Annotated in this window: 17 protein-coding genes; 11 read left to right on the top strand and 6 right to left on the bottom strand. The window is 67.0% G+C overall.

All coding sequences use genetic code 11. The features are described from left to right. The first annotated feature begins 338 nt into the window (after positions 1–338). Genes HPY83_00780 through HPY83_00755 form a run of 6 tightly spaced genes read left to right on the top strand, consistent with a single transcriptional unit; the run spans position 339 to position 5,877 of the window. The gene (locus tag HPY83_00780) at positions 339–1,793 is read left to right on the top strand and encodes a menaquinone biosynthesis decarboxylase (GenBank protein ID NPV06480.1); all 1,455 of its coding nucleotides are present in this window, start codon (positions 339–341) and stop codon (positions 1,791–1,793) included. 4 nt (positions 1,794–1,797) lie between these two features. Then, entirely contained in the window at positions 1,798–2,643 is an 846-nt protein-coding gene (locus HPY83_00775; GenBank protein NPV06479.1) for a UbiA family prenyltransferase, read from the top strand. 18 nt (positions 2,644–2,661) lie between these two features. Next, positions 2,662–3,684 carry an ABC transporter substrate-binding protein gene (locus tag HPY83_00770; GenBank protein ID NPV06478.1) on the top strand — a complete coding sequence of 341 codons (1,023 nt, stop codon included), beginning with the start codon at positions 2,662–2,664 and terminating at the stop codon, positions 3,682–3,684. After that, complete coding sequence (locus HPY83_00765) at positions 3,681–4,442, top strand: ATP-binding cassette domain-containing protein (protein ID NPV06477.1); 762 nt, start codon at positions 3,681–3,683, stop codon at positions 4,440–4,442. The genes HPY83_00770 and HPY83_00765 overlap by 4 nt, the downstream gene beginning before the upstream one ends. 59 nt (positions 4,443–4,501) lie before the next feature. Next, entirely contained in the window at positions 4,502–5,179 is a 678-nt protein-coding gene (locus HPY83_00760) for an ABC transporter permease (protein NPV06476.1), read from the top strand. A 41-nt stretch (positions 5,180–5,220) separates the two neighbouring features. Next, positions 5,221–5,877: a ubiquinone/menaquinone biosynthesis methyltransferase gene (locus tag HPY83_00755; GenBank protein NPV06475.1), complete on the top strand. Its 657-nt coding sequence runs from the start codon at positions 5,221–5,223 to the stop codon at positions 5,875–5,877. A gap of 5 nt (positions 5,878–5,882) precedes the next feature. Here the strand turns inward: HPY83_00755 and HPY83_00750 are convergent, their stop codons facing one another. After that, complete coding sequence (locus tag HPY83_00750) at positions 5,883–8,180, bottom strand: hypothetical protein (GenBank protein NPV06474.1); 2,298 nt, start codon at positions 8,178–8,180, stop codon at positions 5,883–5,885. A 206-nt stretch (positions 8,181–8,386) separates the two neighbouring features. On the opposite strand from HPY83_00750, the gene dhaK reads away from it, so the two are divergent. The 4 genes from dhaK to HPY83_00730 all read left to right on the top strand — a co-directional run bounded on the left by dhaK (position 8,387) and on the right by HPY83_00730 (position 12,580). Next, entirely contained in the window at positions 8,387–9,400 is a 1,014-nt protein-coding gene (gene dhaK, locus HPY83_00745) for a dihydroxyacetone kinase subunit DhaK (GenBank protein NPV06473.1), read from the top strand. Then, a complete protein-coding gene (locus HPY83_00740; protein NPV06472.1) occupies positions 9,397–10,032 on the top strand; it encodes a DAK2 domain-containing protein in 636 nt (211 codons plus the stop codon). The genes dhaK and HPY83_00740 overlap by 4 nt, the downstream gene beginning before the upstream one ends. A 72-nt stretch (positions 10,033–10,104) precedes the next feature. Continuing rightward, positions 10,105–11,565 carry a nucleoside triphosphate pyrophosphohydrolase gene (mazG, locus tag HPY83_00735; GenBank protein NPV06471.1) on the top strand — a complete coding sequence of 487 codons (1,461 nt, stop codon included), beginning with the start codon at positions 10,105–10,107 and terminating at the stop codon, positions 11,563–11,565. A gap of 25 nt (positions 11,566–11,590) precedes the next feature. Then, the gene (locus tag HPY83_00730; GenBank protein ID NPV06470.1) at positions 11,591–12,580 is read left to right on the top strand and encodes a Gfo/Idh/MocA family oxidoreductase; all 990 of its coding nucleotides are present in this window, start codon (positions 11,591–11,593) and stop codon (positions 12,578–12,580) included. Between the two features lie 91 nt (positions 12,581–12,671). Here the strand turns inward: HPY83_00730 and HPY83_00725 are convergent, their stop codons facing one another. Genes HPY83_00725 through HPY83_00715 form a run of 3 tightly spaced genes read right to left on the bottom strand, consistent with a single transcriptional unit; the run spans position 12,672 to position 16,770 of the window. After that, the gene (locus HPY83_00725) at positions 12,672–14,558 is read right to left on the bottom strand and encodes a hypothetical protein (GenBank protein ID NPV06469.1); all 1,887 of its coding nucleotides are present in this window, start codon (positions 14,556–14,558) and stop codon (positions 12,672–12,674) included. Next, complete coding sequence (locus HPY83_00720; protein ID NPV06468.1) at positions 14,555–15,688, bottom strand: hypothetical protein; 1,134 nt, start codon at positions 15,686–15,688, stop codon at positions 14,555–14,557. The genes HPY83_00725 and HPY83_00720 overlap by 4 nt, the downstream gene beginning before the upstream one ends. Then, a complete protein-coding gene (locus HPY83_00715; GenBank protein ID NPV06467.1) occupies positions 15,685–16,770 on the bottom strand; it encodes a homoserine dehydrogenase in 1,086 nt (361 codons plus the stop codon). The genes HPY83_00720 and HPY83_00715 overlap by 4 nt, the downstream gene beginning before the upstream one ends. 377 nt (positions 16,771–17,147) lie before the next feature. On the opposite strand from HPY83_00715, the gene HPY83_00710 reads away from it, so the two are divergent. Next, the gene (locus HPY83_00710) at positions 17,148–23,012 is read left to right on the top strand and encodes a hypothetical protein (GenBank protein NPV06466.1); all 5,865 of its coding nucleotides are present in this window, start codon (positions 17,148–17,150) and stop codon (positions 23,010–23,012) included. A gap of 225 nt (positions 23,013–23,237) precedes the next feature. Here the strand turns inward: HPY83_00710 and HPY83_00705 are convergent, their stop codons facing one another. Together HPY83_00705 and HPY83_00700 are read right to left on the bottom strand one after the other, a co-directional pair. Beyond that, on the bottom strand, positions 23,238–23,948 hold the full coding sequence (locus HPY83_00705) for a hypothetical protein (protein NPV06465.1): 711 nt from the start codon (positions 23,946–23,948) through the stop codon (positions 23,238–23,240). 113 nt (positions 23,949–24,061) lie between these two features. After that, positions 24,062–25,453 carry a hypothetical protein gene (locus HPY83_00700; protein NPV06464.1) on the bottom strand — a complete coding sequence of 464 codons (1,392 nt, stop codon included), beginning with the start codon at positions 25,451–25,453 and terminating at the stop codon, positions 24,062–24,064. Positions 25,454–25,476: the final 23 nt, after the last annotated feature.

The raw sequence follows: 25,476 nt of genomic DNA, 5'->3' as shown, positions 1-25,476 counted from the left end.
AGTTGGCTCTTTCCGGCGAGGGGTCCGCGGTCCCACGGGCGATGGGACCAGGGTGAGGACGCTGGGTGCCTGGGCTCCTTCGCGTGGGCGCGCGAACTCCTCGAGGGGTAGTTGGCTCTTTCCGGCAAGGAGTCCGCAGTCCCACGGGCGACGGAACCAGGGTGGGGACGCTGGGTGCCTGGGCTCCTTCGCGTGGGCGGCCCTCCGTCCTGAGCTCTTTCGGCCGCTCGCCGTGGGGCTGACGGTCGGCTGCGGAAGCCAAGTCATTCGTGACCCTCCCGGGCTCTGATGCTACAATCGAGAGTCAGCAGTCGGACTAGCGAGGGAAGGGCGAGGTCATGGCCTATCGCGACCTGCGCGAGTTCATCCAGCGGCTCGAACAGCAGGGCCAGGTCAGGCGCATCCGGGCTCCGGTGTCTCCCAACCTGGAGATCACCGAGATCACCGATCGGGTGTCCAAGGGGCCGGCCGCGGCCAATTTCGCCCTGCTTTTCGAGCACGTACACGGCTCCACCATGCCGGTGCTCACCAACGCCTTCGGCTCCGCCCAACGGATGGCCTGGGCGCTGGGGGTGGAGCAGCTAGACGACCTCACCGCCAACCTGGAGCGCATGCTGGTCCCCGAGATCCCGGGCAGCCTGGTGGGTAAGCTCAGGCGCCTGGGCGACCTGCTGGACGTCGCCCGAGCCGGGCCTCGGATGGTAAAGGACGCTCCCTGCCAGGAGGTGATACAGACCGACAGCCCTAGCCTCGAGGGCCTGCCTATACTGAAGTGCTGGCCCGACGACGGAGGGCGGTACATCACCCTGCCGGCCGTCATCACCCGCGACCCGGCCACTGGCCGGCGCAACGTGGGGATGTACCGCCTGCAGGTCTTTGACGAGCGGACCCTGGGAATGCACTGGCAGAGGCATAAGGGAGGGGCGGAACACGAGCGGGAAGGTCGGCGGCTGGGCGAGAGCCGGCTGGAGGCGGCTATCGCTTTGGGCGGGGACCCTGCCATCACCTACTGCGCCTCCGCTCCCCTGCCCCAGGGCGTAGACGAGATGCTCCTGGCCGGCTGGCTCCGCGGTCGCGGCGTAGATATGGTCAGGTGCGTGAGCGTGGACCTAGAGGTGCCGGCGGATGCCGAGATCGTCCTCGAGGGCTACGTGGACCTAGGGGAGCGCCGGCTGGAGGGCCCCTTTGGCGATCACACCGGCTACTACAGCTTGGCCGGTCTGTACCCCGTCTTCCACCTTACCGCTCTGACTCGCCGTCGCGACGCCATCTACCCGGCGACAGTGGTGGGCCGGCCGCCCATGGAGGACTACTGGATGGGGAAGGCCACCGAGCGGCTGTTCCTGCCCCTGGTGCGCCTGATGCTGCCGGACGTGGTGGACATGAACATGCCGGCGGAGGGTGTCTTCCACAACATGGTCATCGTGTCCGTGCGCAAGCGCTACCCGGGCCACGTGCGCAGCATCATGTATGGGCTGTGGGGCCTGGGCCTATTGATGCTGGCCAAGAACCTGATCGTGGTGGACGAGCATGTCAACGTCCATGACCTGTCGGAAGTGGCCTGGCGGGTGGGCAACAGCGTGGATCCCGCCCGGGACCTGGTCCTGGCGGAGGGGCCGGTGGACGACCTGGACCACGCCAGCCTGAGGCCCGGCTATGGGGGCAAGCTGGGGATAGACGCCACTGCTAAGGACTCGGGCGACGGGTTCGACCGGGAGTGGCCGCGAGAGATCGTCATGAGCCAGGAGGTCAAGCGCTTGGTGGAGGACCGTTGGAGTGAGTACGGCCTCTAGCCGCCTGGCGCTGCTGCTGGAGAACGTCAAGTTCTCCCACACCGTCTTCGCCCTGCCTTTCGCCTACACCGGGATGGTGCTGGCGGCGCGGGGGCTGCCAACGGTGGGCCAGTTCCTGTGGATCACGCTGGCCATGGCAGGGGCGCGCACGCTGGCCATGTCGGCCAATCGCCTGATAGATGCCCGCGTGGACGCGCGCAACCGACGCACGGCCGGGCGTCCCCTCACCAGCGGGCGGCTGGGAAGGGCGGAAGTGCTGGCAGTGATGGCAGTCAGCCTGGCGGTCTACCTGCTGGCGGCCTGGAGGCTAAACGAGCTGACCCGGAGGCTGGCCCCGGTGGCGCTGGTGTTCCTCATCGGCTACTCCTACACCAAGCGGTTCACCTGGCTGAGCCACTGGGTTCTGGGAATCACCGACGGGGCCGGCGCTGCCGGCGGCTGGATCGGAGTGACGGGCCGGTTCGAGCCGGGAACCTGGGTGCTGTGGTTCGTGGTGGCAGTGTGGATCGCCGGCTTCGACTTGATCTACGCTTGCCAGGACGTGGACTTCGACCGCCGCGAGGGCTTGTACTCGGTCCCGGCCCGATTCGGGCTGGCGGCGGCCCTGAACGTGGCCCGAGCCTGCCACGTGCTCACCGCCGTGGGCTTGCTGGCGCTGGGAGTGATGCGGGGGCTTGGAGCGTTCTACTGGATGACGTGGGCGGGCGCGAGTGCCTTACTGGCCTACGAGAACTGCCTTGTGAGCCCGGGCGATCTGTCGCGGCTGGATGTGGCCTTCTTCAACGTGAATGGCTACATCAGTGTGCTGGTGTTCGTCGGGGTGTTCCTCAGTCTGGTTGTGGCCGGATAGCCCCGAGGAGGGGAGCGAGTGGCGATGAGAGAAGCGCGGTTGGTTGTGGCTCTTGGTCTACTGGCGTTGGTGCTGCTTGGGCTGGGATGTGCTCCCGCAGGGGAGACCGTAGCTGGGACGGCTGCCTCTCCCGTTTCCTCCTCTGCCGGTGACGACGTGCTCCGCATAGGCGTTCTGCCCCTGGCGGAGACGGTGCCCTTCTACGTGGCCCAGGACGAGGGCTACTTCGAGGACGAGGGGTTGCGAGTGGAGCTGGTGCCCGTGGCCAGCGCCGTCGAGCGTGACCAGCTCATGATAGCCGGGCAGCTGGACGGACAGGTGAGCGACCTGGTGGCCACCGTGCTCTTCAACGCCGAGGAGCCCCGACTGAGGATCGTGCGTCGGGCCCGCCAGGCTCGGCCCGACTCGCACCAGTTCGCCATCCTGGTGCCCGGTGACAGTCCGGTGCGGTCGGCAGCGGACCTGGCCGGGGTCGAGATCGCGGTGTCGGAGAACTCGGTCATCCAGTACGTTACCGAGAGGCTGCTGAGCATCGAGGGTCTCGAGGCGGGCGACGTGCGCACGGTGAACGTGCCCAAGATCCCAGTGCGCATGGAGCTTCTGACGCAGGGGAAGCTGGCCGCCGCCACTCTCCCTGACCCGATGTCTTCGCTGGCGCTGTTGCAGGGAGCGCGGTTGATCGTGGACGACTCACTCCACCCTGAGATCAGCCAGAGCGTGGTGGCCTTCCGTGCCGACGTCATCGAGCAGCGCGAGGACGACGTGGCCCGGTTCATGGCTGCCTACGAGAGGGCCCTGGAGGAGATCGAGGCCGATCCGCAGCGGTTCCACGACCTGCTGGTGGAGAAAGGACGGGTGCCGGATGCGCTCCGGGGCAGCTATACGTTCCCGCCGCTTCCCCCGCCCTCGGTGCCCACCGAGGACGAGTGGTCGGATGTGGTGGCGTGGGCCCAGGAGAAGGGCCTAATCTCGGCGCCGGTGGCGTATGGCGACTCGGTGGACGACCGATTCGTTCGCGAGGGGGGCAGCGCTGGGGGATGATTGAGCTCGACGGCGTCACCTTCGCCTACTCCCGCGGGTCCACGCCGGTATTCGAGTCCTTCTGCTGGGCCGTCGGCCAGGGGGAGTCCTGGGCGGTGGTGGGGCCCTCGGGGAGCGGTAAGAGCACCCTTCTGTATTTGATCGCCGGGCTGCGAGAGCCCGGCCGAGGGAGAGTGCTGATCGAGGGGGAGCCGGCGTCGTCGGGCCTGCGACGGGGGGCGGTGGGGCTGGTGCTACAGGACTATGGTCTCCTTCCCTGGGCCACCGCCCTGGAGAACGCGGCCCTGGGGTTGCGCGTGAGGCGGATGTACGGCATCCCCACCAACGGCGCCTCCGTCACTCCCGAGGGCTGGCTGGAAAGGCTCGGGATTGCCCACCTGCGGGGCAAGTACCCCAGCCAGCTATCCGGTGGGGAACGGCAACGGGTGGCCATTGCCCGGGCTCTGGCCCTGGGGCCTCGGGTGCTCCTTCTGGACGAACCCTTCTCCGCCCTGGACGCGTTGCAGAGGGAGGACATGGAACGGCTGACGCTGGCCATCGGGCGGGAGACTGGCGCCACCACTGTGTTCGTCACTCACAGCATCGAGGAGGCCGTGTACGTGGGGCGGCGCATCTTGGTGCTACGGTGGCCGCCCAACCGGGTGGCCACCGTAGTGGATAATCCGGCCAGTGGCGGCGGACCGACGGCGGACGTGGAGGCGATGGCACGTAAGTGCGCTGAAGTGAGAGAGGTTCTGACGGGGGAGGCCGGGCTGTGAGGAGGCGCGACCTCCTGGCGGCCACCCTGGCGCTGCTGGCCCTCTGGCAGGTGGCCGCCATGCTGGTGCATGCCTCCATCCTGCCTACCCCTCTCAGGGTGGTAGCAGCGCTTTGGCGCGAGGCGCCCCGCGGTCTGGGGGCGCATTTCCTGGCCAGCGCCGGACGGGTGGCGGCCAGCATCGTCATCGCCGTGGCGCTGGCCGCGCCCGCGGGGCTGGTGCTGGGGCAGAGCCGCCGGCTGAATCGTCTGCTGTCGCCGGTGGTGTACGTGCTGCACCCCATTCCCAAGATCGTGTTCCTGCCCCTGATCTTGCTGTTCCTGGGCATCGGGGACGGCTCTAAGGTGTTCATCATCTCCCTCATCCTGTTCTTCCAGGTGCTGGTGGTGGTTCGGGACGAGGCGGCCAACCTTCGTCCCGAACTGCTCTACTCGGTGCGGTCCCTGGGGGCGGGCCGGCTGGCGCTGTTACGGTTCGTGTATCTGCCGGCGGGGCTGCCTGCGGTGCTGACGGCGCTCCGTTTGAGCGTAGGCACGGCGGTGGCGGTGCTGTTCTTCGCCGAGTCTTTCGCCACCAGCGCCGGCCTGGGCTACTACATCTTCGTGGAAACCTGGACGCGGCTGGCCTATGCCGAGATGTACGCCGGGGTAGTGGCCATGAGCGTGCTGGGCCTGGGGCTCTACCTGGGGATAGACCGGCTGGAGCGGCGGCTGTGCCCGTATCTGTTCCTGGAGTGAGCCTGCCATCTCCGAGCGACAAGGCTGCCTACGTCAGCCGCATGTTCGCCAGCATCGCCGGCCGCTACGATCTTATGAACCGCCTGATGACCGCGGGCAGGGACCGGGCCTGGCGGGCGGCCGCCGTGGCTTGGCTGGACCCGCGGCCGGGCCAAGTGGTGCTGGATCTGGGTACTGGTACGGGAGACTTCCTGCCCCTGCTCGCCGGTCATGGCTGCCGGAGCGTAGGGGCAGACTTCTCTCTCCCCATGATGCAGGCTGGTCGAGCCAAACTGGCCCGGGCCTCGGCGCCGGTGTCCCTGGTAGCCGGGGATGCCACCAGGCTTCCCTTCGCCGACGCCACCTTCGACGGGCTGGTCAACGGCTTCTTGTTACGCAATGTGGCCGACCTGGACGCAGCCTTGGCCGAGATGCTCCGCGTCCTCAAGCCGGGCGGGCGGGTCGTCTGCCTGGAGATCACCTGGCCTCGATTGCCCCTCTTTCGGGAGGGTTTCGGGCTTTACTTCGGGCGGCTTGTGCCTCTGGTGGGGCGGCTCATCAGTAGGGACGCAGCAGCCTACTCCTACCTGCCTAGCTCGGTGGCTGCTTTCCTCTCCGCACCCGAACTGGCAGGCAGGATGCGGGCGGCGGGGTTCCAGGAAGTGGCCTGGCGCCGCCTGGCCCTGGGGGCGGTAGCGCTGCATCGCGGGCAGCGCTGAACCGGTCACGCTCCCTCGGGGCCGCCGATCGTGACTGTGTCCAGGAGCACTGCGCCGGAGGGCAGCGTACGCGCCGACTGCAGCGGGAGGCGTTCGCCGGTGCGCCAGTTGTACAGGCCCATGAGCAAGCGGTAGTCCCCCGGGGGCAGGTCGGGCGGTAGGTCCAGCGAGTAAGTCTCGGCCACTGCCTCCAGGGAAGGCGAAGCGGAGTCCCGGGCGCCCAGAGGGGGGCCGTCCCACTGGGCCAGGGGGTGCTCCTGGGCGTCGACCAGGTGGAGGAAGAGCGACAGGTTCAGCGGCGGGCGGTTTGGAACCCTCCAACCCAGGGTAACGTCTAGCGCTCCCCCGGGCTGGTAGTCTCCCGAGTGGACGGTCCAGCCTAGCACCGACGGTGCCTCATCGCCGAAGGCGACGGGCTCCGGGTGTTCCAGTAGGGCGAGCAGCTCCGGCGCCGCCGGCGAGATGGTGACCTCGGCGGCAACCACGGCCGATCCCCCCAGCGCCACTACCAGCTGGGCCGGACCCGGAGGCAGGTCGGTGGGGAGGACGAGGGGGATGGCCTCGGTGATCACCTCTCCGGGACGCCACAGTCGGGTGGGGAGCCCTCCCCGCAGTGGGGGCCTCTCTGGAGCCACGATCGCCTCCTGGCCGTCGGGGACGCGCAGGCTCACGCTCACCGTGAGGTCCTCATCCAGCTGTGCGAGGCACTTCCAGGTGAGGAGCAAGGATGCCGTGGTACCGGGCGTGAGAGCGGGAAGGCCACGCAGGCCGGCCCGTTCCAGCTGCACCTCTGGGCGGAGGGAAGCCTCGACCGGCCAAGTCGTGTGGGCTCTGGGAGGGTAACTGGGCAGGCGCCGATAGAGCCTCATGCGGGCGGCCGGATCTCCCTGGGCTGAGTAGTCGAACTCGGCCGCCGGCCGGTAGGCGAGGGCGAACCAGAGCTCTCTCTCCACCGCTTCCCAGGCGGTGGCGTCCAGGGCTAGAAGATATTCCGGCCAGTAGTAGTTCACTGCCAACACCAGGCTCTGCCCCCAGTCCACCAAGCGCTCGGCCAGGAATGGAGAGGCGAGACCCATGGTGTCCACCACTTCCAGGCCGGAGTAGTACCCCACCACGCCGATCTCCAGCAGGGCTACGCAATCGCCGGGCCGGGCATTGGACGCCAGCCATTCGCCGACGTCGCGATAGGCGAGCGCGCGGGCGGGACTGAGCTTCGCCATGCGCAAGGAGTGAGACAGCATTTGGCCGGCGGCCACCACCGCAGCCGCGACTACGATTGCCACCGCTGCCTTACGCAGCTGGGTGGGGCGATCGCCGATAGCCTGCAGGCCCTCGATCGCCAACACCGCGATCAGCGGCACCAGAGGCACGTAGTACCAGCCGAAGTGGGGCATGCCGGTGAGCTGGTAGGCGAGCACGTACAGGCCGCCCCACAGCACGTAGGGCCGCCACGGTGCTGAGCCGGAGGCAGGTCCCCGTGCCGTCACCCAGAGCCCGATGCCGGCTGCGCCCAGGTAGGCGGCCAGAACCGGCCACTGTCCCAGTCGAGCCCCGGCCAGAGTCAGGCCACCGTGGACGAAGTCGCCCCCGCCGAAGCCGGCGCGGTGAGCCAGGCCCGCCTTGGCGGGAAGGGAGTTGGGCAAGGGGGAACCGAAGGTCAGCCAGGCGTACAGGTACCAGGGTGCCGCGATGAGGCCGACGAGAGCCGCTTCTGGCCAGGGCAGGCGGCGTTCCCGCAGCGCGGCGGCGGCCAGGACCGCCACCACTGCCAGGCCCCCGTCCAGCCGGGTGACCGCCGCGATGGCCGCCAGGCCGGCCGCTGCTCGAGTGTGGCCGCAGCCGACCAGCCGCAAGGCAACGAGGCACAAGAGGGCATAGAGAGCCGATTCCATGCCCAGGTTCTCCACGAAGGTGGCGCTGGCGGCCAGCACCAGGAGGGGAGGTGCCACCCAGGCAGGACGGTCGCGGTATGACCAACCTAGCACTGCCACGACGCCCGCCCAGGAGAGGGCCCCGAGCCACACTGCCAGATCGGCAAGATTCAGACCTAGCCGGTGGCCCGCGGCCAGCAGGAAGGCGAACAGCGGCGTGCTGGTACCGAGGACGAGCTCACCGGGGTTGTACACCAGTCCGTGGCCTGAGGCCAGGTTCCGAGCGTAGCGGAAGGTGATGTAGGCGTCATCGGCCAGGAGACGGTCCTGGGAGGCGGCCGTCACCAGCGCCACAGCTACCGCCAGGGCTGAGAGGAGAAGAGTGGAACGACGACGGCGCTGATACGGCGACGACGGTCGCTGATCTCCCATGTGCTCGTCCCCCGTTCTGGTGACCTTGATACTACGTGCGCCAAGGCCGATAGGGAAAGCCAGGCTTCGAGGAATCAGCGGGGGGTGGTCGGCGCCATGTCGGCGTTGCCACAGTGCCATGGAAACGGGACCTTGATGGGAACAGGTCAGTTCCGTATACTCGGGCGGAATCCAGAGGCAACTGCCCGGCACACGAGGAGGCTGCGGTGAAGAAGATCATAAACGACCCCTTCCAGTTCGTGGACGAACTGCTCGAGGGCATCCTCCTGGCCTACCCTTGGCATCTCAAGCAGGTCGAGGGGGAGCGCAGGGCGCTGGTGCGCGCCGATGCCCCGGTCAGGGGAAAGGTGGGCATAACCACAGGCGGTGGTTCGGGCCACATCCCGGTGTTTCTAGGCTACGTGGGGCCGGGTCTATGCGATGGGGTGGCGATCGGCAACGTCTTCTCCTCGCCGCCGCCTGAGGCGATGCTGGCGGCGACCAAGGCGGTGGATGGTGGCGAAGGTGTGCTCTATCTGTACGGCAACTACGGCGGAGACGTGATGAACTTCGACATGGCGGCGGAGATGGCCGACATGGAAGGCATCACGGTCAAGACCGTGCTGGCTCACGACGACGTGGTCTCAGCCCCGCCCGAGCAGGCCGAGCGCCGCCGCGCGGTGGCAGGGCTCTACTTCGCCTACAAGATCGCGGGGGCCTGCGCCGCCGAGGGCAAGGACCTGGATGGGGTGGCGGAGGCGGCTCAGCGAGCAGCGGATCTGACCCGCAGCATGGGCGTGGCTCTGTCGCCGTGCACCGTGCCAGCGGCGGGCAAGCCCACCTTCGAGATCGGCGAGGACGAGATGGAGCTGGGCATGGGCATCCATGGCGAGCCGGGGCTGGAGCGGGGGAAGCTCAGGCCGGCGGACGAAATCGCGACCGCCATTGTGGAGAGGGTGGTGGCCGACTTGCCTTTCCGCAGTGGGGATGAGGTGGCTGTGCTGGTGAATGGCCTGGGGGCGACGCCGCCGGAGGAGCTCTTCGTCCTCTACCGTAAGGCTCACCAATTGCTGAGCGACCATGGCCTGAAGATTCACAAGGCCCTGGTGGGCGAGTACGCCACTTCGCTGGAGATGGCGGGAGCCTCTATTAGTCTTCTCAGGCTGGACGATGACCTGAAGCGGTGGTTGGACGCGCCGGCTTTCTCGCCCTTCCTGCTGCAGCAGCGGATGACGCCATGAAGGACTCGGTGACTGTCGAGGAGATGCGCGCGGCGCTGGACAAGGTGGGCGCCGAAGCCGCCGCCAGTGCCGAGCGGCTGCGACAGCTGGATGCGGCCGCCGGCGATGGCGACCTGGGTGTGACCATGACGGTGGGCTGGGGAGCGGTGCGGGAGGCTCTCCCCGGCCTGGGGCAGGGCGACCTGGGTAGCTTGCTGGCGCAGGCTGGCATGACCTTCAACCGCGCCGCGGCGTCCACCTTCGGCGTGCTGCTGGCGACGGCGCTCATGCGGGCCGGGAGGGAGTTGAGAGGCATGACCGAGGCACGCTTGCCGGACGTCATCAAGGCGGCGGAAGCGGCGTTCGCCGGGGTGAAGGAGCGGGGCAAGGCAGACGTGGGCGACAAGACCATGCTGGATGCTCTCGACCCGGCGATCGCGGCGCTCAAGGAGACGCAGGCAGCGGGGAAGCCTCTGAGCGAGGCACTCGATGCGGCGGCACAGGCGGCCATGCGCGGCGCCGAAGCCACCGCCGGCAAGACCCCGAAGTTCGGGCGGGCGTCGTGGCTGGGGCCGCGGGCGGCCGAGGTGCAAGACCCCGGTGCTACGGCCGTGGCCATCATGCTCCAGTCCCTGGCCGAGGCGCTTCAGTAGCAGGGTAAGTTGTCGTGAAGAGCGGTCTGGCGGGAGCAGCCCGGGCTGCTCCCCCTCTGTCTTGAGGAGTAAGTGATGCCTATTACTATCGTTGGTCTGGGACCGGGGCCGTTGGAGCAGATGAGCCTCGGTGCCTGGCGGGTACTGGAATCGGCGACGACGGTGCTCGTGCGCACGGCTCGACACCCGACCGTGCGGCAGTTGCCCCCTGAGATCCAGGTGCGCTCCTTCGACGTCGTCTACGAGAGCCACGAGGCCTTCGAGCAGGTCTACGAGGAGATCGCCGGCCAGGTGGTAGAGCTGGGCCGGGGAGAGGGGCAGGTGGTGTACGCTGTTCCCGGGCACCCGCTGGTGGGCGAGGCTACGGTGCAGCGCATCCTGGCGCTGGCGCGCCGGGAAGGCATCCGAGTGGAGATCGTGCCCAGCGAATCCTTCCTGTCCGCCATCCTGGTGGCGCTGGGTCTAGATGGCCTCGACCTGCAGGTAGTGGACGCCACCGAGGTGGCTCAGCTCTGGCACCCGCCCCTGAGGGTGGATGGGCCGGCCATCCTGGGCCAGCTCTACGACCGCAGCATCGCTTCCGAGGTCAAGCTGACCCTGCTCAACGCCTACCCGCCGGATCACGAGGTGGTTCTGGTGCGGGCCGCCGGAACCGCCGAGCAGGTAGTGCGCCGTCTTCCCCTGGAGGAGCTGGACCGTCAGCCCGACATAGACCATCTCACCTCGCTGTATGTGCCTCCGAGGGCTTCCCCCGCCAGCCTGGAGAGCTTCCAGGACACAGTGGCGCGGTTGCGCTCGCCGAGCGGCTGCCCATGGGACCGGGAGCAGACTCACCAGTCTCTACGGGAGACGCTGTTGGAGGAAGCCTACGAGGTCTTGGAGGCCCTGGACAGCCAGGACCCGCAGCAGCTCCGCGTTGAGCTGGGCGACTTGCTCATGCAGATATGCATGCACGCCCAGATTGCCACGGAGGAGGGCTTCTTCACCATCTACGATGTAGTGGCGGCCATAGATGAGAAGATCCGGCGTCGCCATCCTCACGTGTTCGGAGACACTACAGTGAGCGACTCGGAGGAGGTGTTGCGCCACTGGGAGGAGATCAAGCGCTCCGAACGCGGTGAGGAGGACTCACGTTCACTGCTGGCCGGAGTGCCGTCCGGGCTGCCGGCCCTGGCCCAGGCCAATGCCTACCAGAAGCGAGTGGCTCGGGTGGGGTTCGACTGGCGCCAGGCGGAAGGAGTCTGGAACAAGGTGGGAGAGGAGATCGCCGAGTTGCGCCGCGCCCTGCCGGAGGAGCGGGAAGCGGAGTTCGGGGATCTGCTGTTCACCCTAGTGAACCTGGCCCGGCACCTGACAGTGGATGCGGAGACGGCGCTACGGCAGGCGAACGCTCGCTTCCGGCGACGCTTCGAACGAATGCAGGAGTTGGCAGCCGAGCGCGGGTTGGAGTTGGCCAGGCTAAGCCTGGAGGAGCAGGATCGCCTGTGGGATGAGGCCAAGCGTGAGGAGCGGGGCAGGGAGGCCCAGGGCTGAGCAACATAGTGACGAGGGCCGAGGCATGACTAGGCTGATCCAGATAGGGATGGGGGGCATGGGCGGCGCCTGGCTGCGCGCCATACGGGAGTCCGACGAAGCGGAGCACGCGGCGTTCGTCGAGATCAACGACGACATCGCTCGCAGTCAGTGCCAGCAGTTCGGGCTCGATCCGGCCTTGGTCTTCCGGTCCTTGCCGGAAGCGATCGAGGCGGTGAAGGCGGACGGGGTGGTGGTGGTGACGCCGCCGCAGTTCCACCGGGAGCACTCGGTTCAGGCGCTGCGGGCGGGGCTGCCGGTCCTCTCCGAGAAGCCCTTGGCCGACAGCATGGAGGCGGCCCGGGAGATAGTGCGCGTGGCCGACGAGACGGGCGTGCTGCACATGGTGGCCCAGAACTACCGCTATAGCGCCCCGATCCAGACGCTCAAGAGCGTCCTGGATTCGTCGAGGCTAGGAGAGGTGGGGGCGGTCTCGGTGCAGTTCTTCCGGGGTCCACACTTCGGGGGCTTCCGGGAGCGGATGCCCTTCCCCCTCATCGTGGACATGAGCATCCACCACTTCGACCTGATGCGGTTCCTGTTGGGTCTAGAGGCGGTGGAGATCAGCGGGTTCAGCTTCAACCCATCGTGGAGCTGGTTCGAGGGCGACGCGTCGGCGCTCGTGTCGCTCCGCTTCGCTCAGGCTGAGGGGCGTGGCACAGGAGCGGACGTGTTCGTAGGCTATCATGCTTCCTGGTGTTCAAACGGCGCCGAGACCCCCTGGAACGGTGAGTGGCGCTTCGATTGCGAGGGGGGCGTGGTGACGCTGGAGCAGGATCGTGTAAAGGTGTATCAGGGCAGCCCGGACGGGGAATACGTCGCTCCCGTTGCTCTGGAGCGGACCGGTCAGGCGCACCTGCTGCACCAGTTCGTGGAGGCGCTCGCCGGTGGACCGAGGCCGGAGACGGTGTGTCAAGATAACATTAAGTCCCTGAAAATCGTCTTCGACACCTTGACGGCGATAGGTGATGCGTGATGCGTGATGCGTGATACACGCATCTTGATCAGTACGGGTCACGCATCACGTATCACGCATCACGCATCACGTATCACGTATCACCTATCAGTCATCGCCAGTCCATTCGGTAGAGGTCCCAGCTCCCGGGGACCTGGCCCACGCTGAGAACCTGGCGGGGCGTGCCGCCGGTTGCTTCGACCACCCAGATGCCCCATTCGCCGCCGCGGTTGGAGAGGAAGGCGAGGTACCGGCCATCGGGAGACCACGCGGGGGCAGCGTCCAGGCCCTGGTCGTCGGTGATGCGGGTGGGCTGCCTTCCTTCCCGGGTAGTCACCCAGATGCTGTGGGTGGCGGACCGGGGGGCGGAGAATGCCACTCGCGTGCCGTCGGGCGACCACACGGGCATGTCGTCGTTGGGGTTGTCCGTGAGTCTCCCGAGTGGGGTGCCATCGGGCAGCCCAAGGTACAGGCCGCAATTGTTGCCGGTAGGATCGCAGCCCCGGTAGACCAGGGTCCCGTCGGGGCCCCAATCGGGCGACTTGCCGTAGCCAATGCTGGTGGCGTCCCCACCGGTGAACCAGGACTCCGATACGTACAGCCGCCACTTGCGGTCGCTCTCGCGGGTGGAGGCGAAGGCCAGGCGACCATTGCCTGGCTCCCAAGTCGGGTACTGGTCTTCAGCGTGAGACGAGGCGGTGCTGGTGAAGGTTCCATCCCGGGCGGCTATGCTGACGCCGAGCCGGTCTGGGGCCAGGTTATGATACGCTAGGTATCCGTCATCGCGGACGGAGGGCTGCTCGCCGCTGGGGATCAGGAGCTCGGGGCGCTGCCCTGGCCCCGCCGCCAGGGTATAGATGCCGGTGACTCCGGTCTGCGGATCTACGAGGGTGAAGTACAGTTTGCCCTGGCCGGGCAGCGAGGCGAGGGCACCGCTCTCCGGCGACGTGGGTGATGGGGTGGCTCCCGGCGTGCCGGTGACGCCCGGCGTGATAACGATCGGGGGTTCCTGGCAGTAGCGCTCGGCCAGAGAGGCCTTGGTATCCACCGTCGGGCTCCGTCGGATGTCGGAAGCCAGGGCGTACTGCTCCGCTGCCTGGCACCAGGAGCCCTCCGATGAGAGCTGATCGCCGTAGCGCACGTAGGCCGTGGCGAGGCGGTCTTCCGTGTCTGCGTAGGCGGGGCTCAAGCTGTAGAGGTGGGCGAGCCTCTCCACCGCCGTGGGCCAGTCGTGGCCCCAGGCATCGGCTGCCTGCAGATAGAGGCTGGCCAGCGTTACCTGCCGCCGGACGTCCACACTGTCGGGGTTCAGCTCCAGAGCCTGTCTGAACCACTCTAGGGCGACAGCCACGTCATCGGCCTCAAGAGCCTGCGCTCCGGCGCCGTACATGCTCTGGAAAAGGAAGGTCTGTACCTGTTCGGCCTTGTAGTCGGGAGCAAGGTTCTGCACCTCCCGCAAGGTGGCGATGGCCTTGCTCCAGGCTTCCTGCTCCATCTCGTCCTGGGCTCGCGAAAGGAGGCTGGCGGCGACCTCCTCCCGCGCCTGAGAGGTGGGAGTGGGCCGGGCGAGCATGGCCTTGCGGGATTGTTCCAGCAGGCTGCCGGTATCCAAGTAGCCCGGTCGGATGCGCTCTACGTACTCGAACTCGGCCACGGCCAGGGCATAGTCGCCCACTTCCAGCGAGGCCACCCCTCGATGGTAATGTTCAGCCACGGTGGTCAGCTTGATCCGTTCGCGCTCCTGGAGCCCGCTGTAGACCCCGTAGGCCCCGGCGGCTGCCAGGAAGAGAAGCAGTCCGGCGGCGATCAGGACGCCATACAGAAGGGGACGGCTTCGCAGCCGGGGCCTCTCGGGCGTGACAGGCGGACGCCTGTCCGTATCCGGCAGGATGGCCGATACGTCGCTGTAGCTGCCGCAGTTCGGGCACTCGGTTCCGGGCCCGGGAAGAGGATGCCCGCAGACCTCGCACCTTACTTCACTGGCGATCTCCTGGGTCAAGAGATGCTTACTCCTACCCGGTGAGTGGGGGCTTCGTGGAGTGCGGGGAGCCCCTCCTCGGCGGCCTGAGTGGTGGGCAGAGCCGCCTCGTCCGGCTTGTCGGACACGCCTATCACGAGAGCACCACTAGCCTTCCAGAGCGTGATCAGCTCGGTCACTTCTCGGGTCAGCACGATCTCGGAGCGCAGGGCGTCGTGGGCTGACGGCGTGCCGGTCAGGTGACCCATGCGGGCGATAGTGGCACGGTACTCTTGGTAGCGGAACTCCTTGAAGGGCGTGGGATCGCCGGCCCGAAAGCGGCAGTACACCGAGTCATGCACCTGAGCCAGCGGGGTACCCGACAAGAGGCTGCGGTGATCGTCCACCCATTCGATGAACTGAGCGAAAGTGCGCAGAGAGCCTTCATGCACCGCCCGGACGACGTCGTCCAGGGACCGCAAGCCGGTGCCGATGACCAGACAGATGTAGACCAGGTAATCCTGGTTGTCGGCGGTGAAGGAGTGATACTCCGGCTGATTGAGGTGCTGGTAGGCGGTCAGGAAACGAGGCTCGTCGTACTGGGAACCCAACAGGTCCGTGGCGGTGGAGCGCACCCCGGCGACGCGGGCCTCATCTATGACGTGGTCGTTGCGCCCGCGCGCCCCGATAGCCGTCTTGTCGAGGTCAATCACCGCCAGGGTATCCTCTCCCGGCTCCAATCCGCGCCCTGCGAGGGACTGGTGGAAGTCGGCCAGCAAGCCCCAGCGATTGGCCACGAAGAGGCCGCATTCCACCTCCTCCAAGACGGGTGGGGCGGCAGGCTTCTCGGTGCATATGACAGCGGCGCCCTCCCAGCCCGTGACTGAACGCAGATTGGCGAATGCAGTCCCGTCGTTCAGGCGAGTGTCCCCCACGGCTAGCACCCGCGCGATCGGGCCGCGGCCTTGTAGAGCAGCGGCCTGGCGGGAGATATGGGCTACTACCAGGGCATAGTCGCTTTCGAGCTTGCGCGGAATCTGCCCTGGCGGCAGACCGAGCGCCGCAATGGATTCGCTCAGTCGCGGCAAGGACGGATTCACGGGCTCCAGGTTGCGGTAGACGATCAGGTCGCCCAGGAAGTCGCTGATGGAGTAGAGCCCATCTACGGTCACGGGCGGCCGTCCGTGAGGCGGGCTCGCATGGTCTGGGCCAGGTCGAGAACGTCCCGAAGGACAGCGGCAGCCGTGACCTCGGCTCCGGCGCCCGGGCCGGATAGCCTCAGGGGAGAGGAATACCGCGCACTGGAAATGACCACCAGGTTGTCCGGTCCCCTGAGCGCCCCGAACGCGGACTGGCGGGGGACCGAGCGCAGGCCGATGGCGACGCCATCGGGAGCGACGTGGGCCAAGTAGCGGAGCACTTCACCGCGCTCAGCGGCCGACCGGTGGCTTCGGTCGTACTCTGAGTCCAGTTGGGGCGCCTGGGCCAAGAACTCGTCCACTTCCATGTCCGCCCACTCTGAGGGATAGAGCGCCTCCACCGCGATGTCTGCCAGTTCCAGGCGCAGACCCAGGGTCCGAGCCAGGATGAGAGCCTTGCGGGCGACGTCCATACCGCCAAGGTCATCGCGGGGATCAGGTTCGGTGTATCCCTCCTCTCGCGCCTTGACCACGGCGGACGAGTAGCTGTCCCCCTCCTCGATGCGGGAGAGGAGGAAACCCAGCGTCCCGCTCAGCATACCGTCAATCTCCCGCACCTGGTCTCCGGTCTGGAGCAGGTAGGTAAGCGAGTAGACCACGGGAAGGCCGGCACCCACCGTGGCCTCATAGCGCAGCAGGCCCTCGCTGGTCAGTGAATCCCAAACCTGTTGCCGGGCGCAAAGAGGGCGCTTGTTGGCGAGGACGATGCCCCAGCCCCGCTCCACAGCCGCCAGCAAGAGGGGAAGGGTCGAGTCCGAAGCGGTGGTGTCCAGGAGAATGGTGGGCTCGTCCAGGGAAGCCAGCCAGTCGCTGAAGGCATCGGGAGAGATGCCACCGGGAACGGAGGCTAGGCTGCTGCCCCCCATCTTGGCGTCCAGCACCCTCCGCGCCTGGGAACCGGTCAAACCGGAGCCGGATACGACAGCGCCCCGACTGTCCGCCAGGGCGACCAGTTTGAGGCCCTCTGTGGGGCCCCCCTCCAGGGCCAGGTACTGCCGCAGTAGCGCCGACCCGACACCGCCTACGCCGAGCTGAGCAAGGCCGAGTGTTCTCATCCGCTGGTCTGTCCCTCTGAAGGTCGCGGCCCAGTATATGCTCCCGGTATCGGCATCGCAATGACGGGGATGCAGGCTAACACGGCGACATCAGCCACGCCTTCCCGCTTACCGAGAGCTGCCCACACCGGCTCAGGGCGAGACCGGGCCGCGCCCCCTTCTGCCGACGAAACCGAACGGACCTCGCAGGATGCTCATGGGTTACCTCTGAGCTGTGGACACACGACAGTCGGTGTAGTATGCTCGCGCCTGACCCAGCTCGAATGCCGGCCGGGCGAGCTTGGTGAGGTCGGTGGCCGGAGGGGATGGGCCGCTGCGTGCGGTTGGGATCTGCCTGGCACGCGTGTATGCGGGCCACGTCGCTGCAGGAGGCCAAGGTGAGAAGGAACGGTTTCCTCGCTATCGCCGTGCTGCTCGTCGTTCTGGCGGCCGGAGTGACTGGGTCGCTGTACCTCTGGGTGGAAGCTAGAGCGCAGCAGCAAGGGCCCACTCCCCCGGTCGTCCTTGCCCCGCAGGGGGAGGTAGTAGCTGACCACGACCCCTCGGCTCCTTTGGCGATCGAGTTCAGCCAGCCCATGGACCGAGGTACCGTGGAGTCGGCCCTGCAACTGACAGCTGGGCTGACGTTCAGGGCAGAGTGGAAGGACGACCGCACTCTGCTTCTCCACCTAGAGGGCTTGCGCCGCGGGGCCACGTACCGGGTTGGACTGGCGGCGACTGCCAGCAGCCTGGAGGGCGCAACCCTGACTAGGCCCTCTAGTTGGACGCTGCTCATCGCCGCCGCGCTGGAAATCAGCACCATGCAACCGGACGATGGCGCGGCGGACGTGCCTCTCGACTCCCCCATCACGGTTGTCTTCAGCCAGCCGGTAGTGCCGCTGGGGACGGAGCTGGACCGGACGGACCTGCCCCAACCCCTGAGCTTCGATCCGGCGGTGACCGGCCGTGGCCGGTGGGTAAGCACCAGCGTGTATCGCTTCGTCCCCTCCGTGGGGCTCGACCCCTCTACTACGTACCGGGTCTCGGTATCGCCCGCGCTCACCGACGCCCGGGGCAACTCCCTGGCGGAGCCCTTCGAGTGGTCGTTCACCACCGTCGCCCCGCACGTGCTGCGCTACTCGCCCCAGGGCATCCCGGGCAAGATGCCTGACCGCTGGGCGGTGGGGGCGCGGCCGACGGAGCCGGTGAAGATAACGTTCGCCCAGCCCATGGACCGGGAAAGCGTGGAGGAGGCCCTGGAGGTCTCCTACGTCCACGACGGCATGAGCGGGGTCGAAGGGAGGGTGCGCTGGTTCGCCAACACCCTGGTCTTCACGCCCACGAGCCCGTGGGAGCGGGGGGCGATGGTGCGGGTCAGCCTCTCGGGAGCGCTGACGGCTGGCGGCGTGATTATGGAGCCGCTGGAGTGGGAGTTCGGTGTGCTCCAGGAACTCCGCCTACTGAGCAGCGACCCCCAGGATGGGGCCGAGGGGGTGATGCCCGGCAGCTCCGTGGTGCTGCGCTTCAGCTCGCCGGTGGACTCGGAGTCCTTCGCCGAGCAACTGCAGATTAGCCCTAAGCCCGACTACTTTTACACCTACTGGGAAAGCCAGAGCACGGTGTACATGGAGTTTGGGCCCAAGGCCAGCACCACCTACCGGATCACCATTGGGGCGGACCTGAAGGACATCACCGGCTGGCGACTGGGCGAGGAGGTGGTCATCACCTTCACCACCGGCGATTACCCCCCTACGTACCAACTGCTGGATTCGTGGCAGCCCTGGGCCTTCGGCGACCAGGATGAGCCTGCCGTATACGCGTCGTACCGGAACGTGGAGCGGCTGGAGCTGGCTCTGTACTCCATGTCGCTGCCCGACTTCGTGCGCTACTACGGGGACGACTGGCGCTTCCGCGACACCTATCGTCCCGCTCCCAGGGACCTTCTGCGCGCCTGGACGGTGGAACTGGATGGGGACCGCAACGAGTGGGGTACCCTGGCAGAGCCCCTGGCCGAGGGCGGAGGACCGCTGGCTCCTGGCCTGTACTACCTTACCGCCAGCTCCCCCGAGGTACGCAAGATCTATCCAGCGGACCAGCAGCGACAGGTGGTGGTGGTAGCGGCTCAGAACGTGACGTTCAAATGGGCCGGCCAGCAGGGCCTGGCCTGGGTGATCGACTGGCACGAGGGAACGCCCGCCGCCAACGTTCGGGTGACCTTCCTCGATGCCGCCGGCAGGGAAACCAGCTCGGGAACTACGGATTCTGACGGCATCTACGTGGGCAGTCTGGCCCGACAGGAGCCCTGGACCCCGCACGCCGTTCTGGTGGGCGAACCCGGAAGCGAGGACTTCGGGCTGGTACTGAGTTCGTGGACGAACGGCATATCACCCTGGAAGTACGACGTGTACCAGTCCTGGTATGCGTCTCCCTACACGCTCTACCTCTACACGGACCGGCCCATCTACCGGCCCGGTCAGACGGTCTACTTCAAGGGCATCGTCCGGCGCGACGATGATGCTCGCTACCGCGTGCCTACTGATCTGCCTCCCTTCGACTTGGTCGCCGTGGATCCGCAGGGCCAGGAGATCATGCGGCAGCGGTTCACGCTGAACGAGATGGGCACCTTCCATGGCAGTCTCGAGCTGGCCGAGGACGCGCCGCTGGGGAGCTTCAGCCTCTGGGTCCCGAGCGACCAGTTGGAGGTCGGGTTTGGGACCAGCTTCGAGGTGGCGGAGTACCGGCGTCCCGAGTTTGAGGTGTTGGTCACCCCGGATCGGGACGAGTACATCCAGGGCGACGACGTGACTGTGGCGGTGGAGTCCAGCTACTACTTCGGCGGTCCGGTCGCCGATGCCGCGGTGCGTTGGACGGTTCTCACCCAGGACTGGTTCTTCGCCTGGACGGGCGAGGGCTACTACGACTTCAGCGATTATGACTACCTGAGAGAGCGACGCTACTTCGGCCCTTACGGCGAGGTGCTGTCAGAAGGGGAGGGCCGCACCGACTCCGAAGGTCGGTTCATCCTTACCATCCCGGCGGACATCGCCGACCGCACCCTGAGCCAGGTCTTCACCATCGAGGCTACCATCACGGACGTGAACGCGCAGGCGGTGAGCGGGCGCGCTTCGGTGGTGGTACACCGGGGCGAGTTCTACCTGGGCCTGCGGCCAGATTCATACGTTAGCCCTGCGGGCGAGGAAGCGACGGTCCACGTTCTGAGTGTGGACGGGGACAGCCAGCCCGTGCCCGGCCGGACGGTGGAGCTCACCTTCTACGAGCATCGCTGGTACAACGTCAGGCAGAAGGTCGGGGGCTACTACGAGTGGAAGACCACGGAGGAGGATATCGAGGTCGCCCGCCAGACGGTGCGGACCGACGCCGAGGGGAGGGCCCAGGCTTCCTTTGTGCCCGAAGCGGCAGGTTCGTACAAGGTAGTGGCCGAAAGCGAGGACGATCGGGGCAACGAGATTCGCTCCTCCACCTACCTGTGGGTGAGCGGCCCAGGGTACGTATCCTGGCCCGTCCAGGAGGACTACACCATCGAGCTCGTCCCGGACAAGAAGTCGTACCGGGCGGGAGAGACAGCTCGGGTGCTCATTCCCAGCCCCTACGAGGGCGCGGTGAGCTTGCTGTTCACCAGCGAGCGCGGCCGAGTTCTGGACTACGAGGTGATGAAGCTGGAGGGGAGCGCCCAGGTGCTGGAAGTGCCCATCACCGAGGAGTTCGCCCCCAACGTCTATTTCGTGGCCGTGCTCGTGCGCGGAGCCGACGAGTCGGCCTCGCTGCCGCCGTTCCAGATCGGTTTCGCTGGCGTCCAGGTGGGCACTGAGGCCCTCGAACTGACGCTGGAGCTGCAACCCGACCGGACGGGCGCTTACCGCCCCGGTGACACGGCGGAGTTCTCCATAACCGCGCGCGACCACGAGGGCCAACCGGTCGAGGCTGAGCTCTCGCTCAGCCTGGTGGACAAGTCGGTGCTGGCCCTCTCGGAGCGGCAGTCGGCGGACATCGTGGCTCACTTCTACAGCCAGCGCGGCCTGGGAGTGCAGACCGCAGTGGCGCTCACCCTCTCCACCGGCGACCTGCAGCGCCGGGCGGAGGGCGCTCTCGGCAAGGGCGGTGGCGGCGGCGAGGGAGGTGGGGTGCGCGAACGCTTCCCGGAGACGGCTTACTGGGAGCCCGTGCTGCGCACCGACGCGGCCGGCGAGGCGGAGGCCAGCATCGTCCTGCCGGACAACCTGACCACCTGGACGCTGGAGGCCAAGGCCGTCACCGAGGACACCCTGGTGGGGCAGGCGACGGTCGAGATCGTGGCCACCAAGGATCTGCTCCTGCGTCCGGTCCTGCCGCGGTTCCTGGTGGTGGGGGACCAGGCTCAGGTGGGGGCGGTGGTCCACAACAACACCCAGGACGCTCTCACCGTGGCGGTGGAGTGCGCTCTCGAGGGCCTCGAGGGGTCTCCCGAACCCCAGGAAGTCACTGTAGAGGGGGGCGGCAGGCGCCTGGTGACCTGGCTGGTGGCGGCTGAGCACAGAGGGGAGGCCAGCGTCACCGTCTCTGCCTCGGGAGGTTCGCTGTCGGATGCCGTGCGCCTGCGCTTGCCGGTGTACGCCATGACTGTGCCCGAGGTGGTGGCCACTAGCGGTGAGGTGCCGCCTCACGGCGAGGTCTATGAATCGGTAGTGCTGCCGGCCCGCTACACCGAGGGCGAGCTCTCGGTGAGGGTGGAGGCTTCTCTGGTGGCCGGGATGATCCCGGGGCTGGACTTCCTCCGGCACTATCCCTACGAGTGCGTGGAGCAGACGCTTAGCCGGTTCCTCCCTAACGTGGTCACCGCCAAGGCACTGCGGGAGGCTGGGGTCGAGGACATCGAACTGGCGCAGGGTCTGTCCCAGCAGGTCGGCATCGGGCTCCAGCGGCTGTACAACAACCAGCATGGGGACGGCGGCTGGGGATGGTGGTACCGCGATCGGAGCGATCCCTATCTGTCGGCGTACGTGGTACTGGGCCTGGTGAAGGCGCAGGAGGCGGGCTATGCGGTGGATGCCCGGGTGGTGGACCGGGCTACGGCGTTCCTGGTGGCTTCGCTGCATCAGGCTGCCGGGTCCGACAAGCGGGCTCTAGATGCGGACACGCGGGCGTACATATCGTACGTGCTGGCCGAGGCCGGCGAGGGGGACCTGGGAGCCTCAGTGAGGCTGTACGAGGAGCGCTCCAAGCTCAGCAACCGAGGCAAGGCCCACCTGCTCATGGCCCTGGCGGCGCTCAGCCCGGAGGAGGTGCGCCGGCTGGACGTGCTGCTGGATGACCTGGAGGCCGCCGCGGTGCTGAGCGCCACCACCGCTCACTGGCAGGACGAAGTGCAGTGGCGGACCATGGGCACCGATGCGGTGACCACGGCCACGGTGCTGCAGGCGCTTTCCCGCGTCGCGCCCGACCACCGCCTGACGGCGGGTGCGGCCCGTTGGCTGATGTCGGCCCGCGAACGGGGCCACTGGCGGAGCACCTACGAGACCGCCGTCAGCCTCATGGCGCTGACCGAGTTCATGGTGGCCAAGGGAGAGCTGGACGCGGGCTATGCCTGGTCGGTGGCCCTCAACGAGCGGGAACTGGGGTCAGGTACCTTCGATGCCGAGAACCTGGATGAGGCTCAGACCTTGGTGGTAGATGTGGCCCGCCTGCTGGCGCGGGAGCCGAACCTGCTGCGGCTGAGCCGACGCCCGGCCGGGGATAGCGAGGCCGATACGGGTGCGATGTACTACTCGGCCTCGCTGGAGTACTACCCTCCGGCGGATGAGCTCAGGCCGGTGAGCTCTGGGATCACGGTAGCACGGGAGTACAGCCGCGCCGATGGGGGCCAGATCGGCCTGACCTCGGCGGCCATCAACGACACGGTGCGGGTCAAGCTGACCGTCGTGGCTCCGACGGACCTCTATCACGTGGTAGTGGAGGATCCCCTGCCGGCCGGCTGCGAAGGGCTGGACACCAGCCTGCGCACCACCAGCGTGGTGGGGGTGCAGCCCGAGGTGCGGGCGGTAGACGATCCTTGGGGATGGTGGTGGTTCAGCCACACGGAGATGCGGGACGACAGGGTGGTGTTGTTCGCCAGCTACCTGCCCCAGGGGACGTACGAGTACACCTACTACATGCGGGCCAGCATCGCTGGAAACTTCAACGTACGCCCCGCCCGGGCTTATCAGATGTACTTCCCCGACGTCTACGGGCACAGCGACGGGGGCTCGTTCGCGGTGGAGGGGGAATAGGACACTGATATCGCTGATACTACGCAGAGCTCATGCCTCGCGGGGCACCACAGAGAACGAAAACGGTGTCGTAGGGGCAGACCCCCGTGTCTGCCCTCGGGCGGGCAAAGGCGCGTCTGCCCCTACGACACCGTTTCCAGGTCAGGTCACTGCTGATCAGAAGGGCGATATAAAGTCCAGATCAGCGGAAATCAGCGTAGTATCAGCGTCATCTTGCGTTCCAGCCTACTCCATGGGGACCACCTGGCCGTTGGTGGCGTCCACCGCGAGGACGGGCAGTTGGTCGCTTACTTCCAGGTTGTAGATCCACCAGATGGGCTTGCCTAGGTTCGGGTCCATGGCCAGGGCGTAGTCGAGTTCGCTGTCCCCGGGTGGGGAGGCACCCAGGCTATTGAGGTAGACCTGGCGTGCATCGCTCGAGTCGAGCGCAACCGCCTGAAGGTCGAGGGGCTGGGGCTTGGGGCGCTGTCCCAGGGCCTCCGCTTCGGTGGTGCCGGTCACCTTGCCGTCCGCCACCTGGACGTAGAACTCAATCACGTCCTCCGGCCGGCCGAAGCGATAGAACCAACCGGCTTGCGCGGGCATGAAGGGAATATTGCGCTCCATGATGAAGGAGGGCTCTATGCCCAGGAAGTGGGCCTGCTCGCTCCAGCGCTGGGCAGCCTCGGTTGCCAGATCCAGCCAGGCGAGAGCGGGCTGGCTGCGCCCGGTGTCCAGGGGAAGCCCCGGACGGGTGAACGGTATGGGCGACACCGGGCTGACGAAGATGGTCTCCGCCTGAGTGGGGGCCGGCCGGGGAGTGGCGGTGGCAGCGGCGGCCGCCGCGGTCGGCGAAGACAGGGGTGCCGGGGTATCGGTGGGCGGGGGGCTCGAGCGCCCGCAGGCGACCACCAGAAGAGCCAGGGTGGCGAGCAGGGCGATAGTTCTAGACCGCATGGAGAGGTGCTCCTTCCGAGAGAGGTGGGCGGTAGTATAGTGCGGCGTATGGCGAAGGGCCACCGGTCAGGCCGGTGGCCCTTTCGAGAGCCTTCGCTGGCTCGATCAGGCGACTACGGAGCCGGAACCGCAGTGTAAGCCAGGAGGTAATCACCCGGCGTGGCGGCGTAGCGGTCGTCGCTGTTCTCATTCACCACCACCACTAGGGGCTGGCCATTGGTGGATGTGACTGTGGCCGAGACGCTGCTGCCGTCGGGGAGAGGATCACCGGCGCCGGTGAGCTGGATGAAGTTGTAGGTGCCGTTCGGGGGCACATTGCTGGCGCTGCGGCTGTGGCCGGTGGAGTAGGTCACGGTAATGTTGGCGGCACTGCTGCCCACATTCTGCACCGTCACGGCGGAGAACCAGCCGTAGAAGGCCTTCAACACCACCGGGGCATTCACAGTCACGGCGGCCTGGGTGGGCGCGTTGTAGCTTGCCAGCAGCCCCTTGGCCTTGTCCTCCTGGTTCACCAGGACCACGATGCTGCGGCCATTGGTGGATTCGACTCGGGCGGAGAAGATGCCATTGGTGTTGCCCGAAGGCAGATTGGGATTGTTGGGCTGGTAGTACTCGACCGAGGTGCGCGGAGCCAGAGTCCTGGTTTCCACCTGACCGTTGGAGTACGTCACTCGGATCTGAGCATCGGTGGTGTCAATGTTCTGGACGGTGAGTGAGCTCACAAAGCCGTAGTAGTTGTTGAGGAGCGACGGAGCGTAGGCTGAGGTGGTGCCGGTGGTGTAGGCGTTGTAGTCGGAGTACTCGCCGTGCATGGCGGAGCTCCAGATGTTGCACACCCCCACCAAAGCGGTGTTGGACTCCACCTGAACCGAGTAGCGGCCCTGAGAGCCAGAGGGTAGCGGGGCTATGTCCTGGAGAGCGAAAACACGCGACCCGTTGCCGGGGATCGTGCCTGTAGCCGTGTGAGCTAGGGCGCCGGCGTTGTTGTAGAAGCGCATGGTCACGTTGGCCTGGGTGGCCTCAGTGTTCTGCAGCACCAGCTCCGACCAGAACCCGTAGTAATCCTTGTAGGTGCCCGGGAAGTACAGAAGGGTGCCGGCCGCGGTGGCATCAATGCCGTTGTAGGCGCCGGCGGTGCTGGGGTTGGTGGAGCTGGAGTTAGCCACCACCAGCAGCGGCACGTTGCTCTGGATGACGGCGCTGTACTGGCCGTCAGGCAGGCCCGTGACGTCGGCCGGCACGAACAGAGAACGGGAGCCGCCGTCCGGGATGGCGGAGGCGAGCGGAAAGCTCAGTTCCAGGTTGCCGTCGGCGCTGTAGAAGTTGATGGTCACGTTGGCAGCCTGACCATCGTCGGTAGGGTTCTGGATGTTGATGCTGCTCACCCAGGTGCCCGGGGCCTTGGTGGTGGTGCTGCCCTGGGCCAGCGCGCCCATGGGAAGGAACGCGACCAGTAGTGCAACTACCATGGCGAACGCTAGAGCTTTGCCGATGCGGGATGACATATCAGACCTCCAGTTCTGGATGG

The organism is Anaerolineae bacterium, assembly GCA_013178015.1.
GTDB lineage: Bacteria > Chloroflexota > Anaerolineae > DRVO01 > DRVO01 > Ch71.
This window is presented reverse-complemented; position numbering and strand designations above follow the sequence as displayed.

Excerpts from the sequence above, each read along its gene's own strand:
- HPY83_00780 (NPV06480.1), top strand. The coding sequence starts at position 339 with ATGGCCTATCGCGACCTGCGCGAGTTCATCCAGCGGCTCGAACAGCAG.
- HPY83_00765 (NPV06477.1), top strand. The coding sequence starts at position 3,681 with ATGATTGAGCTCGACGGCGTCACCTTCGCCTACTCCCGCGGGTCCACG.
- HPY83_00760 (NPV06476.1), top strand. The coding sequence starts at position 4,502 with ATGCTGGTGCATGCCTCCATCCTGCCTACCCCTCTCAGGGTGGTAGCA.
- HPY83_00755 (NPV06475.1), top strand. The coding sequence starts at position 5,221 with ATGTTCGCCAGCATCGCCGGCCGCTACGATCTTATGAACCGCCTGATG.
- HPY83_00750 (NPV06474.1), bottom strand. The coding sequence starts at position 8,180 with ATGGGAGATCAGCGACCGTCGTCGCCGTATCAGCGCCGTCGTCGTTCC.
- HPY83_00740 (NPV06472.1), top strand. The coding sequence starts at position 9,397 with ATGAAGGACTCGGTGACTGTCGAGGAGATGCGCGCGGCGCTGGACAAG.
- HPY83_00730 (NPV06470.1), top strand. The coding sequence starts at position 11,591 with ATGACTAGGCTGATCCAGATAGGGATGGGGGGCATGGGCGGCGCCTGG.
- HPY83_00715 (NPV06467.1), bottom strand. The coding sequence starts at position 16,770 with ATGAGAACACTCGGCCTTGCTCAGCTCGGCGTAGGCGGTGTCGGGTCG.
- HPY83_00705 (NPV06465.1), bottom strand. The coding sequence starts at position 23,948 with ATGCGGTCTAGAACTATCGCCCTGCTCGCCACCCTGGCTCTTCTGGTG.
- HPY83_00700 (NPV06464.1), bottom strand. The coding sequence starts at position 25,453 with ATGTCATCCCGCATCGGCAAAGCTCTAGCGTTCGCCATGGTAGTTGCA.